The organism is Streptomyces sp. NPDC059853 (genome assembly GCF_042731495.1).
Classification (GTDB): domain Bacteria; phylum Actinomycetota; class Actinomycetes; order Streptomycetales; family Streptomycetaceae; genus Streptomyces.
Genome location: NZ_JBHWJL010000115.1, coordinates 1 through 15,021, shown reverse-complemented (window position 1 = coordinate 15,021; position 15,021 = coordinate 1). Strand labels below are relative to the sequence as shown.

General features: G+C 62.9%; 12 protein-coding genes. 3 read left to right on the top strand and 9 right to left on the bottom strand.

The genetic code is table 11. The annotated features are described in order from the left end of the window. Positions 1–564: 564 nt before the first annotated feature. Positions 565–885, top strand: coding sequence for a hypothetical protein (locus tag ACFV5N_RS14755; RefSeq protein WP_385598899.1), 321 nt, complete (start codon positions 565–567; stop codon positions 883–885). Positions 886–934: 49 nt separating this feature from the next. Then, positions 935–1,384, top strand: a complete 450-nt coding sequence (locus ACFV5N_RS14750; RefSeq protein ID WP_385598896.1) for a hypothetical protein — start codon at positions 935–937, stop codon at positions 1,382–1,384. Positions 1,385–1,451: 67 nt separating this feature from the next. Here ACFV5N_RS14750 and ACFV5N_RS14745 read toward each other — a convergent pair whose 3' ends face one another. Then, complete coding sequence (locus ACFV5N_RS14745) at positions 1,452–1,829, bottom strand: hypothetical protein (RefSeq protein ID WP_385598893.1); 378 nt, start codon at positions 1,827–1,829, stop codon at positions 1,452–1,454. Positions 1,830–2,066: 237 nt separating this feature from the next. Here ACFV5N_RS14745 and mobF point away from each other — a divergent pair, with 237 nt between their 5' ends. After that, on the top strand, positions 2,067–6,476 hold the full coding sequence (gene mobF / locus ACFV5N_RS14740; RefSeq protein ID WP_385598890.1) for a MobF family relaxase: 4,410 nt from the start codon (positions 2,067–2,069) through the stop codon (positions 6,474–6,476). Between the two features lie 396 nt (positions 6,477–6,872). Here mobF and ACFV5N_RS14735 read toward each other — a convergent pair whose 3' ends face one another. The 8 genes from ACFV5N_RS14735 to asnB form a co-directional block, all read right to left on the bottom strand. After that, entirely contained in the window at positions 6,873–7,904 is a 1,032-nt protein-coding gene (locus tag ACFV5N_RS14735; RefSeq protein WP_385598887.1) for a diiron oxygenase, read from the bottom strand. 39 nt (positions 7,905–7,943) lie between these two features. Next, positions 7,944–8,762 (bottom strand): ABC transporter permease, encoded by an 819-nt coding sequence (locus ACFV5N_RS14730; protein ID WP_385598884.1) that lies wholly within the window; start codon positions 8,760–8,762, stop codon positions 7,944–7,946. After that, complete coding sequence (locus tag ACFV5N_RS14725; RefSeq protein WP_385598881.1) at positions 8,759–9,769, bottom strand: ABC transporter ATP-binding protein; 1,011 nt, start codon at positions 9,767–9,769, stop codon at positions 8,759–8,761. Before ACFV5N_RS14725 ends, ACFV5N_RS14730 begins: the two co-directional genes overlap by 4 nt. A gap of 2 nt (positions 9,770–9,771) precedes the next feature. Further along, positions 9,772–10,542 carry an ABC transporter permease gene (locus ACFV5N_RS14720; protein WP_385598905.1) on the bottom strand — a complete coding sequence of 257 codons (771 nt, stop codon included), beginning with the start codon at positions 10,540–10,542 and terminating at the stop codon, positions 9,772–9,774. 33 nt (positions 10,543–10,575) lie between these two features. Beyond that, the gene (locus ACFV5N_RS14715; protein WP_385598878.1) at positions 10,576–10,854 is read right to left on the bottom strand and encodes a PqqD family protein; all 279 of its coding nucleotides are present in this window, start codon (positions 10,852–10,854) and stop codon (positions 10,576–10,578) included. Beyond that, on the bottom strand, positions 10,851–11,630 hold the full coding sequence (locus tag ACFV5N_RS14710) for a nucleotidyltransferase domain-containing protein (protein WP_385598875.1): 780 nt from the start codon (positions 11,628–11,630) through the stop codon (positions 10,851–10,853). The genes ACFV5N_RS14715 and ACFV5N_RS14710 overlap by 4 nt, the downstream gene beginning before the upstream one ends. Continuing rightward, positions 11,627–11,992, bottom strand: a complete 366-nt coding sequence (locus ACFV5N_RS14705; protein ID WP_385598902.1) for a CPBP family intramembrane glutamic endopeptidase — start codon at positions 11,990–11,992, stop codon at positions 11,627–11,629. Before ACFV5N_RS14705 ends, ACFV5N_RS14710 begins: the two co-directional genes overlap by 4 nt. A 434-nt stretch (positions 11,993–12,426) precedes the next feature. Continuing rightward, positions 12,427–14,619, bottom strand: a complete 2,193-nt coding sequence (asnB, locus tag ACFV5N_RS14700; protein ID WP_385598872.1) for an asparagine synthase (glutamine-hydrolyzing) — start codon at positions 14,617–14,619, stop codon at positions 12,427–12,429. Between the last annotated feature and the right edge of the window lie 402 nt (positions 14,620–15,021).

Here is a 15,021-nt window from a genome sequence, read left to right as displayed (position 1 = left end):
GTCGGCACAAGCGGGCAACCGGCCGACCGTCCGCCTACCGGAGCGCTTCCCTCATCAAGGAGCCAACACGTCCGTAGGAATCTCCAGCCTAAGCCGGTCGCCTCATGGCGTCACATCAACACACCTGTGCCTGCACACCAACACGTTTCACGCCTGCACACCAACACGTTCGTCGGCACACCAACACATAGGCTGGGGGCATACCTGCACGTTCGAAGAACCCCCCGCAACCGAATCGGAGATCTTGTGGATGCCGGGCCTCGGGCTGGGGCCGAAGCCGAACTGGCCACCCGTGCCGAACTCGCTGAGCGTTTCAGGGTCAGCGTGTCGACGCTGGAACGCCTGTGGGCCGAGAGGACCACGAACAACCACCCGTCGCCTGCTGACTCCGTTGCCGGCCAATCCGGTCCTGCTCGCCCTCGGTGGGTGGTCAGCGAGTGGGAGCGGTGGTACACGCGGTACCAGGCCGAACGCAGGGGTGTTTCCCGCAGGGAAGGGGACCCGGAGGTTCTCGGAGGGCTGGCGGACTTCGCCCGCGTTTGCGGACACGCCGACGCTTCCACGGTGAGCCACTGGCTCACCGAGCGGCCCGACGACTTTCCCGAGCCGGACGAGTGGAGAGAACTGCCCGGCGGAGGCCGGCGTCCACTGTGGAAGCTGGGCCGGATGTGGGCGTATGCCGACCGCCGTATCTACCGGGGGCAGAAGGGTGGGCGGCGACGCCAGGGAGAAGTAGACCGCCGACCCGAACTGGCCCGCCGTGCACTGGCCGATCATCCGGGCGCGCGTAACGCTGACCTTATCCGGGAGCTGCAGAAGGCGCACCCGGCATCCCGGTCCACCTGGAACAGAATTCTCAACGCCGAACGAGACAAAGCCGAGTGAAACACAATGGGACAGCGTTCCCTTCCCGTGGTCCCGACTCGGCGCGAATGTGCGCGACCGCACCTCCATATTCCGTGATGCTGTGATGCGTCGCTCCGTCTCCGGAACGGCATCGCAGACAAGGAAGGAGAAGACGGTGAATCGAACGGTTGATATTCCGATCGAGGAGTTGCATCCCGGTCTCATCGGGATGGCGATGGAAGTCGGAACTCACGATGGGACCTCGGTGGGTTTTCGCCTCGCTCGTTACGAGAAGAGCGTCCGCGACGGCCAGCCGATGTGGCTGCTGTTCAGCGCCGGCCATCCTTGGCGGATGGAAGTACACGGCGGCAGCCGAATCCGTTGTGTGATGAAGTTTGACGATGGCGGACGGCCGCATGGCCAGTATGCCGCGCAGGTGCCGCCGGCGCCCGCGACCGTGCCGCCCCTGCCTACCGCACCTCCCTCAAACCCTCCCGTCCCCACGGCGTGGATGCCCCCCGTCACCCGACAAGGCTGAACTCGCGTTCCCGCTTCCGGTGGTCCCCGCCCGACTGTCAGCAGTTCGGGCGGGGACCACCGTCTTGTCACGACGTAACCGTGGCCTCTTCACGTCCGGCCGCGGGCGTCGTCGACGCCTGCTGAATGGATCGCAGCTCGGACTCGGGAATTCCCAGCCTGCCGGCCACCGAGCGCACCCGATCCAGCTCCAGCATCCGAGTGGCCACCGCGGCCATGGTGGCCCGCAGCCGCCGGGTTTCCTTCCCCGACTCGGTGCGAACTCTGGCCGCGTACGTCTCCACCTTGCGCCGGGCGGCGACGTCGATTTCTGTGATCTCGGCCTCCGCCTCGAACCAGTGGGTGGCGAGGTCCTCAAGCTGCTGCTCCCGCGCCCGGAGTTCGGCGGTTCGTGCACGGGCCTTCTCGCGGGCCAGCAGTGTTCTCGAAGTCCTGCGTCCTGCCATATTCCTTCCCTTCCTTGAAATCGGGGTAGGGGCCAAAGAAATCATGGCTCGCGAGGGGTGAAAATCACCAACGCGCCAAATCTTCTTGCCGTATGGCTGTCTCAGGCTCGCTCGGGAATGGTCAATTGGGGCAGTCATGCATACCGTGCGATCCATTTGTCTTCCGGGGGAATGCGCCCCGGAAGACAAATGGTCGAAGCTCTTGCATTCACAATGTCACGAGGTAACGTGCGTTCCATGATGACCATTCACAAGCTGACCGCTGGTGACGGTTATCTGTACTACACGCGCGAGATCGCCACCGGCGATGAACGCCGGTCCGGCCGTCGCGAGCTGAGCGACTACTACACCGCCGAAGGCAACCCCCCCGGCGTGTGGACCGGCTCCGGCACAGCCGAACTCGGAGTGTCCGGCACCGTCACCGAGCCCCAGATGAAGGCCCTGTTCGGCGAAGGACTCCACCCCGACGCCGACCGCATCATCGAAGAAGCCATCGACCAGGGCTGCTCACCACCCGAGGCCATCCGCCGCGCCCGCCTGGGCCGCCGCTACTACCGCTACGAACAGACCGAAGGCCCACTGGCCGCCCGCATCCAGGACGCGATCGACCAGCTCGAAGCCAGGAAGAACCGGCCCACCACCAACGAGGAGCGCCGCAGGCTCCGGGGCACGGTCGGCGCCTCTGCCTTCCGCGAGGACTTCGGCCGCTCCCCGAAGAACGCGGAGGAGCTGAGCAGGTATATCACCGCGAACACCCGCTGCGACCGCCGGCCCGTCGCCGGTTACGACCTCGTCTTCCGCAACAAGTACGGCTCCATCCTGTGGGCCCTGGGCGACGAGGAGACCCGCCTCCAGGTCGAAGCCGCCCACGAACAGGCCATCGCCGAAACCCTCACCTGGATCGAGAAGAACGCCCTCGCCACCCGCACCGGCATCAACGGCATCGCCCAGGAAGACGTACGCGGCGGGCTCATCGCCGCCCGCTACCGCCACTACGACAGCCGGCTCGGCGATCCGCTGCTCCACGACCACGTCGTCGTCGCCAACAAGGTCCGCGGCCTCGACGGCAAGTGGCGCTCCATCGACGGCAAGCTGCTGTACGCGATGGGCGTGGCAGCCAGCGAGCTGTACAACCAGCGCGTCGTCGAGGAGCTGTGCCGCCGCCTCGGTGTCCGGGCCGAAGAACGCGAGGTCACGCCGGGAAAGCGCCCGGTGATGGCCATCAGCGGCCTGGACGACGACCTGATGGACGCCTTCTCCAAACGTGGACAGGACATCCGCGCCCACCTCGAACCCCTCCTGGACGAGTACCGCACCCGCCACGGCAAGGAACCGGACGTTCGCGCCCGCATGGCCCTGATCGAACGCGCCGCGCAGCAGACCCGGCCACCGAAGAAGAAGGCCCGAGCACTGGCCGACCTCCGCGCAACCTGGCGAGCCGAGGCCGTACGCCTCTTCGGCGCCCCCCGCGTCAACGGCCTGCTCGACACCAGCCGCGGCGCAGTGAACGCACCAGCTGCCGAGGTGGACGTGCCGGAGACAGCGGACACGGTGCTGGAGGTCGTATCGGGCGAACGATCGGTGTGGGGTCGCCGCCATATCCTGGCCGAGGCGCGCCGCCAGGTGGTCCGTCTCACGGGCGGCCGGGGAGACACCGCCGGCTTGGCCGAACGCATCACCCAGCAGGCACTCAACGCGGGCTCGCTGAACATCACTCCGCCGGAACTCCATACCCCGTTCCCGCCGCTCCAGCGGGCGGACGGCACGAGCATCTACCGCCGTCGTGAGTCCGAGCTGTATACCTCCGCCGAGGTCCTGATGAACGAGGAACGCGTCCTGGACGCGGCTCGTCGGACGGTCGCCCCGGCGTGCTCTCGGGAACGGTTCCGAGTCGCGGCCGAGCGATGGAACGGGCCCCGGCTGGACGCCGGCCAGGAGCGCTTGTCCGAAGTGTTCGCCTGCTCGGACAAACAGGTCGCCGCCGGCATCGGCCCGGCCGGTTCGGGCAAGACGACCGCGCTCCGGCTGGTACGCGACGCGGTGGCCGCCGGAGGCGGACGCCTGATCTGCCTGGCGCCATCCGGCCGAGCGGCGAAAGTACTGGAGAACGAACTCGGCACCGCCGCCCACACCCTGCACAGCTGGCTCGCACACCGCAACCGCCTGGCCGAAGGCCGCCGCATCAAGGATGTCTACCAACTCCGCCCCGGCGACGTGATCGTGGTGGACGAGGCCGGAATGGCCGGCACACGAAACCTCGCCCGTGTCATCGCCGAGGCTGAACAGGCCGGCGCTCTCGTCCGCCTGATCGGAGACCCTGCACAGCTCGGCGCGGTGGAGTCCGGGGGAGCGCTCCGCCTGGTCGCCCACGAGGTCGGCGCGGTTGAGCTGGAGGCGCTACACCGTTTCCGAACGGAGGGCGAGGCGGAGGCAACCCTCACCTTGCGGGACGGCGCTCCCGAGGAGGCGTTCCGCTGGCACGCCGCCCACAACCGCGTGGTGGGCGGCGACGCGGAGACGATGCTGGACTCCGTGTTCACCGCCTGGCAGACCGACACAGAGGCCGGTCTCGGGTCGCTGATGATGGCGGACGACACCGAGAGCGTTCGCGCGCTCAACGCCCGCGCCCAGGCATTCCAGATCGCCTCCGGTTCCCTCGACCTCAGCCGCACGATCCCGCTACGGGACCAGCTCCACGCCGCCGTGGGCGACGTCATCGTGACCCGCAAGAACGAACGCCGCCTCCTGGTCAACGGCGCCCGCGACTTCGTGAAGAACGGCGACCAATGGCACATCGAACACCTCGACCGCGCAGGCAACGCCCGTGTCCGCCACACCACCCACGGGGGTCGGACCACTCTTCCCGCCCGCTACCTGCACCGGCACGTCGAACTCGGCTACGCCAGCACCACCCACCGCGCCCAGGGCCTGACCGTGGACACCGCGCACGGCCTGATCACCGCCCGCACCAGCCGAGAAGCCGCCTACGTCATGGCCACCCGAGGCCGCCGGACGAACCACCTGCACGTGGTCGCCGACGAGGGCCAGACCATGCACGACGTCCTGGACACCGTCGCCCGCTCCAGCCGGCCCTCGGTCTCCGCCCACGAAACCATCCGCACCGAACAAGACCACGCCTACGGCATCGCCCAGCTGGCCGCCGAGTACACCGACGCCCACCACCGCGCCGACACCGAACGCCTGAAGAACCTCGCCCGCCGCACCCTCGGCCGGGCCGCCGAGCAGTTCACCACGGCCGACGCCTGGCCGGCCGTCGAACGCGCCCTCCGAACCGCCGAAGCGGACGGCTGGACCACCGCCCGCATCCTCACCCGCGCCTACGCAATGAGCGGCTTCACCAACGCGGAAGACCCCGCCGCGGTCCTGGCCTGGCGCATCCACGCCCACATCACCGAAGCCCGCGCCACCGCCGAACGCACCGCCCACCGCCCCCGCCCGCTGAAACACCTCAGCGACCAAGCCCTCGCCCGCCTCAGCCAGACCAGCCCCGGCGACGCGATCGCCGAAGCCCGCCACCGACTCCGCCTCGCCCAGCACACCCACGACCGGGACGCCGCCCGAGCAGCAGCCGAAGAACTCGCCCACCTACGCCGTACGACCTTCCTTGGCCGCGAACGCCTCCACCCCGCCGGGATCATCGCCGAACGCATCCGCGCCGAACAACGCTTCCGCATCCGCCTCCCCGACAACCCGCCCCCACAACCGGATCACGCCGGTCCGCTACCCGACTGGCTCGCCCCCACCACCGCCCTCCACCACCCAGACACCTCAACTGAGTGGCGCGACCACCTCACCGAACGACGAAGAGCACTCGCCGACCGCCTCGCCCACAACGGCACGCTCCTCGCCACCGAACCACCCCCCTGGACCAGCGCTCTCGGCCCTGTCCCACAGGAAAAGGTCACCCTACGAGCCACCTGGGAACGAATGGCAGCACTGGCCGACGCCTGGAGAACCCGTCACGGCATCATCGACCCCGCCACCCCCGGAATCGGCGACCAGCCAGCGCAGACCGAAGACGCCCGCGCCTGGACAGTCCTCCACCAGCGCATCCAGCAAACCGCCCGACGAACTCGCGCCCACGCCACAGCCAAAGTCCGACCCCACCGCCCCGCCATCGGCACAACGATCGCTGCCCGAACAGCAGGAAACATTCACCGAGCGCTGCTGAACGAGATCACCGACCCCAGCACCCGGCGAGACATGGAGACAGCGGCGCGAACGTTCGCTGACGAGGCTCTTCGCGCGGTAATAGGAGGAGACGAGCCTCCCGAAGCATGGGTCCGCCAAGTCCCCGCCCCCGACTCCGATGATGAGGAGCAGCACCCGCACTGGCTCCAGGTGGTGACCGCCGTAGCGGCGTGGCGGCTGATCCACCCCTCCGATTCGGAAGAGGCGATGACGGACAGACCAACTAGTCGTGCCCTTGATGTACATCAACTTCCTCTGCAAGCGGCTGTGACGCTCTACCAGCGTTCACGCTTCCAGCAGCGTTTCAGCACAACCCGAAGGCCGGGGGCCACTCCACCTGTTGGGATCAGTCCACCAGGATGCCGCAGCGGGGAGACCGGGGCAAGGCCAGCTGGGGAGGGGCGTGAGCCGACGCAGCCGAGGCGGGGAAGGTAGCAGGTAGGAGAGGAATTCAAACGGAGCTACGAGCCCTGACATTCATGACCGTTTGACAGTGACCGCCGCGCCCCCTTTCCCCAGTGGGGACGATGAGGACACGTCGTGATCCTCGGCGCCCCGTCGTCGCGCAGCTGTTGAGACCGCCGGTGGGGGTGGTGAGGACTGGTGACCGGCCCACGCCGGGCGTTCCCGCCCCTGCGAGCAACTCCACCCTGACCGGAGCCGTGGAACCCGGCGACCACCAGACGCGACAGCCGGGCCATCAGCCTGGCCACCACCAGCCCGAACAACGAAACGGCCCGCCGATGAAACCGACGGGCCATCACGAAAAATCGAGGTTAACTGTCTGGGAGGTTAGGGAACATCACCAGAAGTGAATGGGGGCCCTCTTGTTCAACCCGTCACCAAGCCGTACTTGTAGAACTCCTCACGCACCTCGGGGATTTCGAGGGCTCCCACTGACTCAAAGTAACGGACGGTCTGCTGTGCAGTTAGGGCCGTATGCTCCTGCACCACACGCTCCGAGAGTACTTCACCGATTACCTGCTCCGTGTCATCTCGCCCCAAGCCGTATCCATGCAGTTCTTTCCGTATCTCTTCGATGTCCGGCCTGAGGAAAGCGTCGATGAGGCTGGGCGTCAAGAGAGCCGCCTGATGACGTGTGGTGGGTGCTAGTTGACCCCACAACCTGCGGAGCAACGTAGCAAAGTAGGCATGGTGCCTGCCTTCATCCAAGGCGTGGTCTCGAATAGTGTCGCGAACCACCGGGACGACGCGGTGACCGCTCGGGATTTCGGCCAGGGTGGCGGAGATCAAGGTCTCGGAGACGATCACAAAGAGAAGCTCGGTCAGGTTGCGCAGATCTGGTCCGGCATTCTCGATGGTCAGTTCCAGTCGACGTAAGAAGTAAGGACGTTCGGGTAGTCGAGCGGCAATTCCTGTCTGCTCGTGGACCTGGCGCGCCAGGTCCACGGAGAAGAGGGAGTGGTAGGCCTCGTCGCAGTACATTTTCAGTGCGTCGAAGCGCATCTCATCAGGCATGTCTACCCGAACACTGCCGTGCGCGATACCGAGGATGGTCCGATTCACCACCAAGTATTCGAGCTTTGCGGTGAAATCGAGGTACCGGTACAAGTGCTGGATCAGGACTTGCTCAAAAATCGGTGGCGGAAGCGCCTGAACGAGAGAGTGCTGAGCAATGGGAACAAGTTCTGGAGGGAAGAAATAGGTGAATTCATCGGGTTGCTTCTCGAGTATGCGGCGAGGCGCGTGGCGTACGCTGGCCCGCTCGTACCAGGTACGAAACGGGCTGCGGTACTCCTCATCAACTGCTCCGCCGTCCGTCTCAGGGGAGGAGGAGAACGACTGAGCCAGCAGGTCCCGAGGACAATAAGAGAGAGCTGAGCAGCCAACGAATAGGCCCACGATTCCACACATTATCGATCACACTCCTTTGTCTTTGGATTAGAACAGTCTTAGCTGACCTGTTCGCTGGGCGCGGCGTTCACCAAGGCGGAGCGTTAGCGATGCGAGGGCAAGAAGCAGAAGGCTAAGCCCGGTAAGCGTGAACAGTATGCCCGTGAGGTCACCCAGCCCTTTTCCCTCGAGTAGGGCACCTCGGACGACTTTCAGGCTTCCAGTGAGCGGAAGGAAAGTGCCGATCACGGAAATCCACCCGGGAAGAGCTGCCAGCGGAAGTCGTGCGCCCCCCGCGAACGCCATCGGCTCGTTGAACAGCGTGAAAAGAAAGGCTGAATCGCGGGAGAATATCAGCAGACTGTTCAGGAACGCACCCCAGGAAACCGCAGGTACGACGAGAGCAAGAAACACCACTACGAACATGCCGGGACTCTCCAAATGCACCGCACCTGGGATCACTGTCAGGGCTAGCCCGAAGCAGAGAAAGAGCCAAACGTTCTGCAGCAGTGCGCCGACTCCATTAGCTACTACTAAGAGAAGACGAGGAGCAGGAGAGAGGAATAGTAGTTCTAGTGTTCCCGTCTGCCGCTCGAAGGAGAAATGCCATGCGGACTGGACTAGCGCGAAGAAGAATGCGAAGCCCAAAGCACCGGTCGCAAGGAACGCCAGCAGCCCGCCCTGAGTACTGTCCGCAGACCATATTGCGTTGGTGTTTTCCTCCACTACGGGGCGTACGGTGTAATAAGTGGTGAGCAGTTGCAGCAACGGCCACAGCAGCATGGAGAAGAAAATGATTCTGCTGCCACTCATCCTTCGGTGCTGTTTTAGGACCTCCGCTGTGAGGATCCCGAAGGCTTCCTTCATTCCGTTTTGCCCCCCCGTACCGGGGACGGTTCGGTTGCGTCGGCCAGCGCCAGTATTGCGCCTTCCAACGAGGGGTTGTTGATCGTGAGGCCAGCAACAGCGCCTCCTGCGGCGACAATTGCTGTTACGAGCGGTCCCGCGATGTCGTCAGTGTGACTGAGCGAAACCACCAGTGATCCGTCGTCACGCTGCAGGTATGTGACTGGGGCACCCACTCTTTCCCCGAACTCGGAGGCTGCACCGACAATCGTCTCATCTGGGCGCGGCACCACCACCTCAACGGTGCGCCGTAGTCCAGCCGACGCGGTCAGTACGGCTGGGCTTCCTTCCACTAGGTGACTGCCCCGTGCGATCACGTAGACGTGCTGGCATAGCTCTTCGACTTCAGTCAGATAATGAGATGTGAGCAGGATGCCCTTGCCCTCTGTGACCAGCTTGGCGATGACTCGGCGCAAATCGCGAGCGATCGGCGCGTCCAGCCCCAGGGTCGGCTCATCCAGCAGCAGATAGGCTGGATCGTTTATGAGACCGCGGGCGATGGCCAGACGTTGGGTCATGCCACGGGAGTAACGCTCCACCAAGGTATCGGCCGCCTCCGCAAGCCCGACAGTGTCGAGCAGTTCATCGGCGCGGGGACGGAGTAGCTGAGTGGAGACCCCATAGAGTCGACCGAAATAGTGCAGGTTCTCCCGGCCGGTCATCCGCGCGTAGACCATGCGTTCCCCGCCGGCGATCAGGTTGAGTCGCCCGCGTACTGCGCGGGCGTTTGCGACACTGTCCAGACCGTCGACTGTGACAGTGCCTGAGGTCGGACGCAGCAGCGTCGAGATCATCTTGATTGTTGTCGTCTTGCCAGCACCGTTGAGCCCCAACAGCCCGGTGACCCGACCACGAGGTATGGACAAGGTGAGCCGGTTCACAGCTGTCTTCTGTTTGCGCGGCCCGAACATCTTGTCGCGCACGATGAAGCTTTTGTGCAGGTCACGCGCGACGATTTCCTCGGCCATTATCAGAATGTCCTTTCCATCACTCGCCGCTCGGCGCGAGGCAGTAGCCACCAGCTGGCGAGCAAATACACCGAGCAAAGAGCCAGGCAGGCAGCCATGCGGGGCCCCGTCTCCGCGATATCGAAGACTCCAGAGAGCCCTTCCCTGAGGACATCCAGGGCGGGGGTGACCGGAAGGGTTTCGGCCAACCACTGCAAGGGCGACGGCAGATATTCCCGAGGGAAGGTGAACCCACACACCAAACCCATGACGAGAAAGAGCGTGTTCTGAGAGATGTGGGCCTCGGATGCGAAAAGCATCACCGCTCCCAAGATCAGCGACATGCTAAAAAGTGCCAATGTGAAGATCCCCACACCGACTACGAGTCCCAAGAGGTGTGGTGTGGGAAAGGCGACGCCGATGAGCAAGGCCACGACAGTAAGAGCACCCGCCTCAGCTAGGGTGCTTACCAGTGCAAAACTGGCAAAACCAATCATGTAGGGAACTCGCGTCGCGGGGGCCACAAGAAGCGCAACGATGGTGCCTTCGCGCTCCTCGGTGATTAGCGCCTTTGCCGTCCAAAGGAGCATGCGGACGGCGAAGGCGTAGGTAATGGCACCGACCGCGATATAGCCGAGGTAATCGCCGGAGCCAGCGTACGCGGAGAAAGTTGCACTCACGCGCCTGCCACCTGCGACAAAAGCGAAATAGGCGAGCACCATTGTCAGAGCCCCAGCGAGCACAGTTGACGTGAAGTACGTCCATGGGTAAGCCCGCCGGTTTGTTTGCCACATCCTCTGATACGTACTAAAGGCAATGCGCACGATTCAGACCTCGTTTACGACCACTACCCCGGCAACAACGAGGTGCTGTAGCAACTCGGACGTGTCGGAAATGGCCTCTGCGATATCGATGTCATATTCAGTGGCGACAAGTTGTCCGAGGTCCGCCACGGAGCGCTGTCCATCAACACCCTTGAGGATGAGTGCTGCGGTCTCGGACAGTTCTAGGGCGTGCTCACCACGGGCAACGAATGTCTTCCCGCGGAAGTTACGGAAACGTGCCTCTGTGACGGGCTGCGGCACGGTCTCCGGACTGAGCGTCATCCGATCTCCACCTCCATAGAAATGCTCTTGCAGAGCGCCAGAACCTCCTCGACCCAGTGGCCGGGTGTGACGGGGTCGTACGTGCGCATTGTCTCTATGTTCCAGTAGAGTTCGAAAGGCAGTTGAGGAGACGTTGTCCGGAACCGGCGGGCACGCCACTTGGTCAACCGTCCGTATTCGCCAGCCGATACCAGCAGCCCGTCGATTGCATGGCCGAAGGCCAACTTGGCTGAGAGAATCGCCGCCTCCAGGTCGCCGGACCTGAGTTGGCCCAGTGCGTCCTCGCGGAAATCATCCGATTTTCCGAGACAGTCAGAAATTAGAAAAGCCCGAAATGCGGAGGCGTCCAATGTATTACGCTGTTCGGTTACCCACTTTTCGCCTGTTACTGGAATGCAGTTGCGAAGTCGTTCTAGGAAGCGTTCTTCCTCGTCGGAAAGAAAACTGCTCAGGGAGGCACCCGCTTCGAACTGCTGCCAGGAGACTTTGTCGAGCATCTGTCTGGCTTGGGCAGAAGTCCAGTATTTAATCTCCCAACGTCTGCCATCGCTGTGGATTACTTCGGTCGTTACCTGAGTCGGGTCCAAGGGAACCTGAATAACGGCTCCCATTCCACCCCCCCTCGGTTTATCGCAGACGACGTAGATGTCGACATCGCTGGTAGAATTTCCCCAGCCTCGTGCGAGTGATCCGACAAGAAAAGCAGACTGACAATCGGGCCCCAGCAGGTCGCGTCCGGTTAGCACATTGCGTATGGCCGTCACATCTGGGGTCATGGCATCGAAAGCCTTCCCTTGTTTTCACGCTGCAATTGAAGAACTGCTGCGGGAACGTTGTTTAGTAGATGGGCGAGAAGCGCGGGGTACAACGATTCGGAAAGCAATGTGAGGATTAGCAGTACTGCGCTGGCGAATATCTCTGTGAGCAACGCCCTATCCGACGCCCGCCCGTTGGTTCCGGGGGAGACATGGTGGCTGGCGACGAACGCGACAGCTCCGAGCAACACCAACGGGCCCAGGGCGGAAGCCTGGGATGCCACAGTGAGGGCGATTCCCCGGAAGAGAACTTCTTCGCCGCATGGACCTGTCAAGGTAATCGTTGCACGAGCTATACCATGTGTCCGCGGAGTTGGGCCCATGAGGAACGCCAGCTCTCCCGAATGCAGGGCCCGCATGTCCATTCCGCCCGCCAGCAGCAGAGCCATCCCAGTCATGCAGCCAATGGGGTACCACCACCAGGCCGGTGGGGCCCCGAAGACGGTTAGTCCGGCGGCCAGGGCCACCGCAAGGGCGCCCACCGGCGCGACGAGGCCGCACAAAGTCTCAACCCAGAAACTCCGTCCGCTCCGCGAGTCTCTGGGGAGCCGCCACGGCAGAAGCTGCGGGACTGTGCCCAAGACCACGAGCCCGGCGATCCATCGCCACGGACCACCTTGGGTCCATAGCGCGATGGCGAAAGCGAAGACGCAAGCGGCAGCAGCGACTCTACTTCGTTCGGGGCGCCACTTTTCCCAGTCAAAAGTGAAACGGAGTGGACCAGTGATCCTTCTTCCTGAGACCTGTTCAGGAAAAGTCACGACCTGTTCTCCACTGTAAGTACGCCAAGCTCGATAGAGTCGCTGATGAGATTCCTCGCGACGTTGATATCTTGGGGTTCCCCACTCAACAACTGGCCGAGGCTCTGAACGCCATCGAAGCTCCCGAGCAGCCCAAACCACCCAGGTGCCTCGTTTTCATCGATGATATATTCGATGGTGCCATTAACCGCGACGTAGCCCATTCCTGGCGTACCGGGCGAGGCGAGCAATAGTACCGAGTCGGGAAGCTTTAGTACCGTATCCTCACCGATCTCAGGGCGGTGCAGTACCTCCGCCTCGATGTCCGGCCGTTGTTTCTCCCAGTCATTGATGACAATTTGGCGTGGCACGACAGCCGGCACTGCGGACACCGGCGGAGTCGGCATGCTCTCTGTCATTTGTTCGAGTAGGCCAAGATTGACGACTCGCAGCAAAAACTCGACGTGCCCGGAGGACGGATCTTCCTGCAGGTCCCGCAGGGTGGCCCGAGCGTTGTCAACGTCGATATACGTGCCTGAGCCCGGACTGGAGAGTGCCTCCTCAAGGAGGGCGTCTCCTTCCCGTGCCAGCATCGCGGCGAACGCCCGGTATGTGTGGTGGACGCCGGCGCCATAAAAGAAGGGTACCTTGGGACGTTGTGTGAATTCCGGTGGTAGGACATCTCGCATGGCCTCGCGCAGGATGCGTTTGTCCCAAACGAGACTAGGCCGCAACTCTGGGGGGATCCGGGCCACGAGCTCCAGGAGGCGGTGATCAAGAAAGGGGACACGGGCTTCGATGCCACTTCCAGCGGCAGTGCGATCCTCGTGCCAGCAGTTGTACTGCTGGATATCCCGGTACTTCCATCGAAAGAACCGCTCGTAGGGGTCACCCGTGCGATTCTTTACCTGGCCAAGGATCTCACGACGGAGCAAAGGCCGGGAGGACTGATCCCACCAGGATCCGAGGCCCAGGTGATGGCCTGGATCCTCAAGAAGGCTCATCTTTTCTATATTGTGGACAAAGTCATTCCAACTTCCACCGTTGGCTATAGAAAGAGAGTATCCTCCGTTGAACTCATCACTGCCACCTCCGAGCAGCATCCCTTTGATTTCCGGATATTGCTCCTTCACAAAGCGATACATTTCCCGCTTGTAGAAGATCTCGGGGCCGCATTGTGGGCTCTCTAGAAGCCACAAAAGCTGCTTCCACTCGTCGGCCGTGGGAATTTGACGAGTATCGAAGAGAACCTGATGATTATCGAGGCCAAGTAGGGCTGCAGCGCGATGTCCTCCCTCGGCGTCTTGGTTGACTAGAGTGCTGCCATTGAGAGCGGTGAAGCTGCGGGGACGGATAGAACTGAGCGCCGCCACAGCTGCGGAGTCGATGCCGCCGCTGAGGAATATTCCCAATTCGACATCAGCCGTCTCACATTCGCGAACCGACTCTTGCAGCAGCTCGCCATATGTACGGATAAAGTCGACCTCAGTCGTCTCGTCGTCCCGCCCGAATTCGGGAAACTCCCAGTAGCGGTGGTGGGAGACAGCGCCGGTACGCAGGTCGGTAGTTACAACGGTTGCTGCCGGCACGAGCTCGATCTCTTTGAACCAGGTGTTTGGGCTGCCGTCTGCAAACACTGGGGCGCCGCTCATTGCTTGATCTGCCAGGGCGCTTTCCCAGTCGAGCTCGCGCGGACTAGCGTGATCTAGGAATACCGCCTTCATTTCTGAGCCAAATACAACCCGCTCACCATTCCGATGATGAAAGAGAGGCTTGACCCCGAACCTATCTCGAGCGAAATGAAGTTGATTCCGGCGCTTGTCCCACAAGGCCAGAGCAAACATTCCTCGCACGCTATTCAGAAAACGTAGGCCGTCCCGCTGATAAAGATGCAATAGAACTTCACAATCCGACCCGGATTGGAAGCGCGTTCCTGCGGGAAACCCGGAGGCGAGTTCTCGGTGGTTGTAGATTTCGCCATTGGCGATGAGAACGAGACTTCCATCCTGACTAACCAGCGGCTGGGAGCCCGCGAGTGGGTCGACAAGCGACAGGCGAGTAAAAGCGAGACCTACGGGGCCCGATCTCAGAATTTCCACCTCGTCGGGTCCGCGGTGTGCCACGGCGCGCGCCATTGCACGCAGCACACTGTCTGTACCCTCGGACAGCGAGCACCCGTCTATACGTGCTATTCCAGCAAGTCCACACATGACTACCCCACTCGCAGGTATGGAAAAACAAGGGGCCGGTCGGGGCAGCGTCGATTTTTCAACGTCGCCCCGACCGGCGAACCATCACGGGCTGACAGTGAGGATGGTGCCGAAAGTCACCGTCTTGGCGGTCGGCTTGATGTACTTCTTCATTCTCTTCACCTCCCTTCAGGATAAAGTTGCCCGAGCGGAGGAGGGTATCGGAATGTTTCCGGTAGGCCCGCCTTGTTCGGTAGACACATCCTCTAACACTCTCATCCGAGATTCCAGGGTGCTGCGCCGACGTGATACCGCCACGGTGAATACGAGGGGGTGACATAACGGAATGCTCACCATGCTTGCGGCTCGCATGCTGGAGGAGGGCGAAAATGTAAGAGTGGCGATGGCCGGCAACCCCTCGGG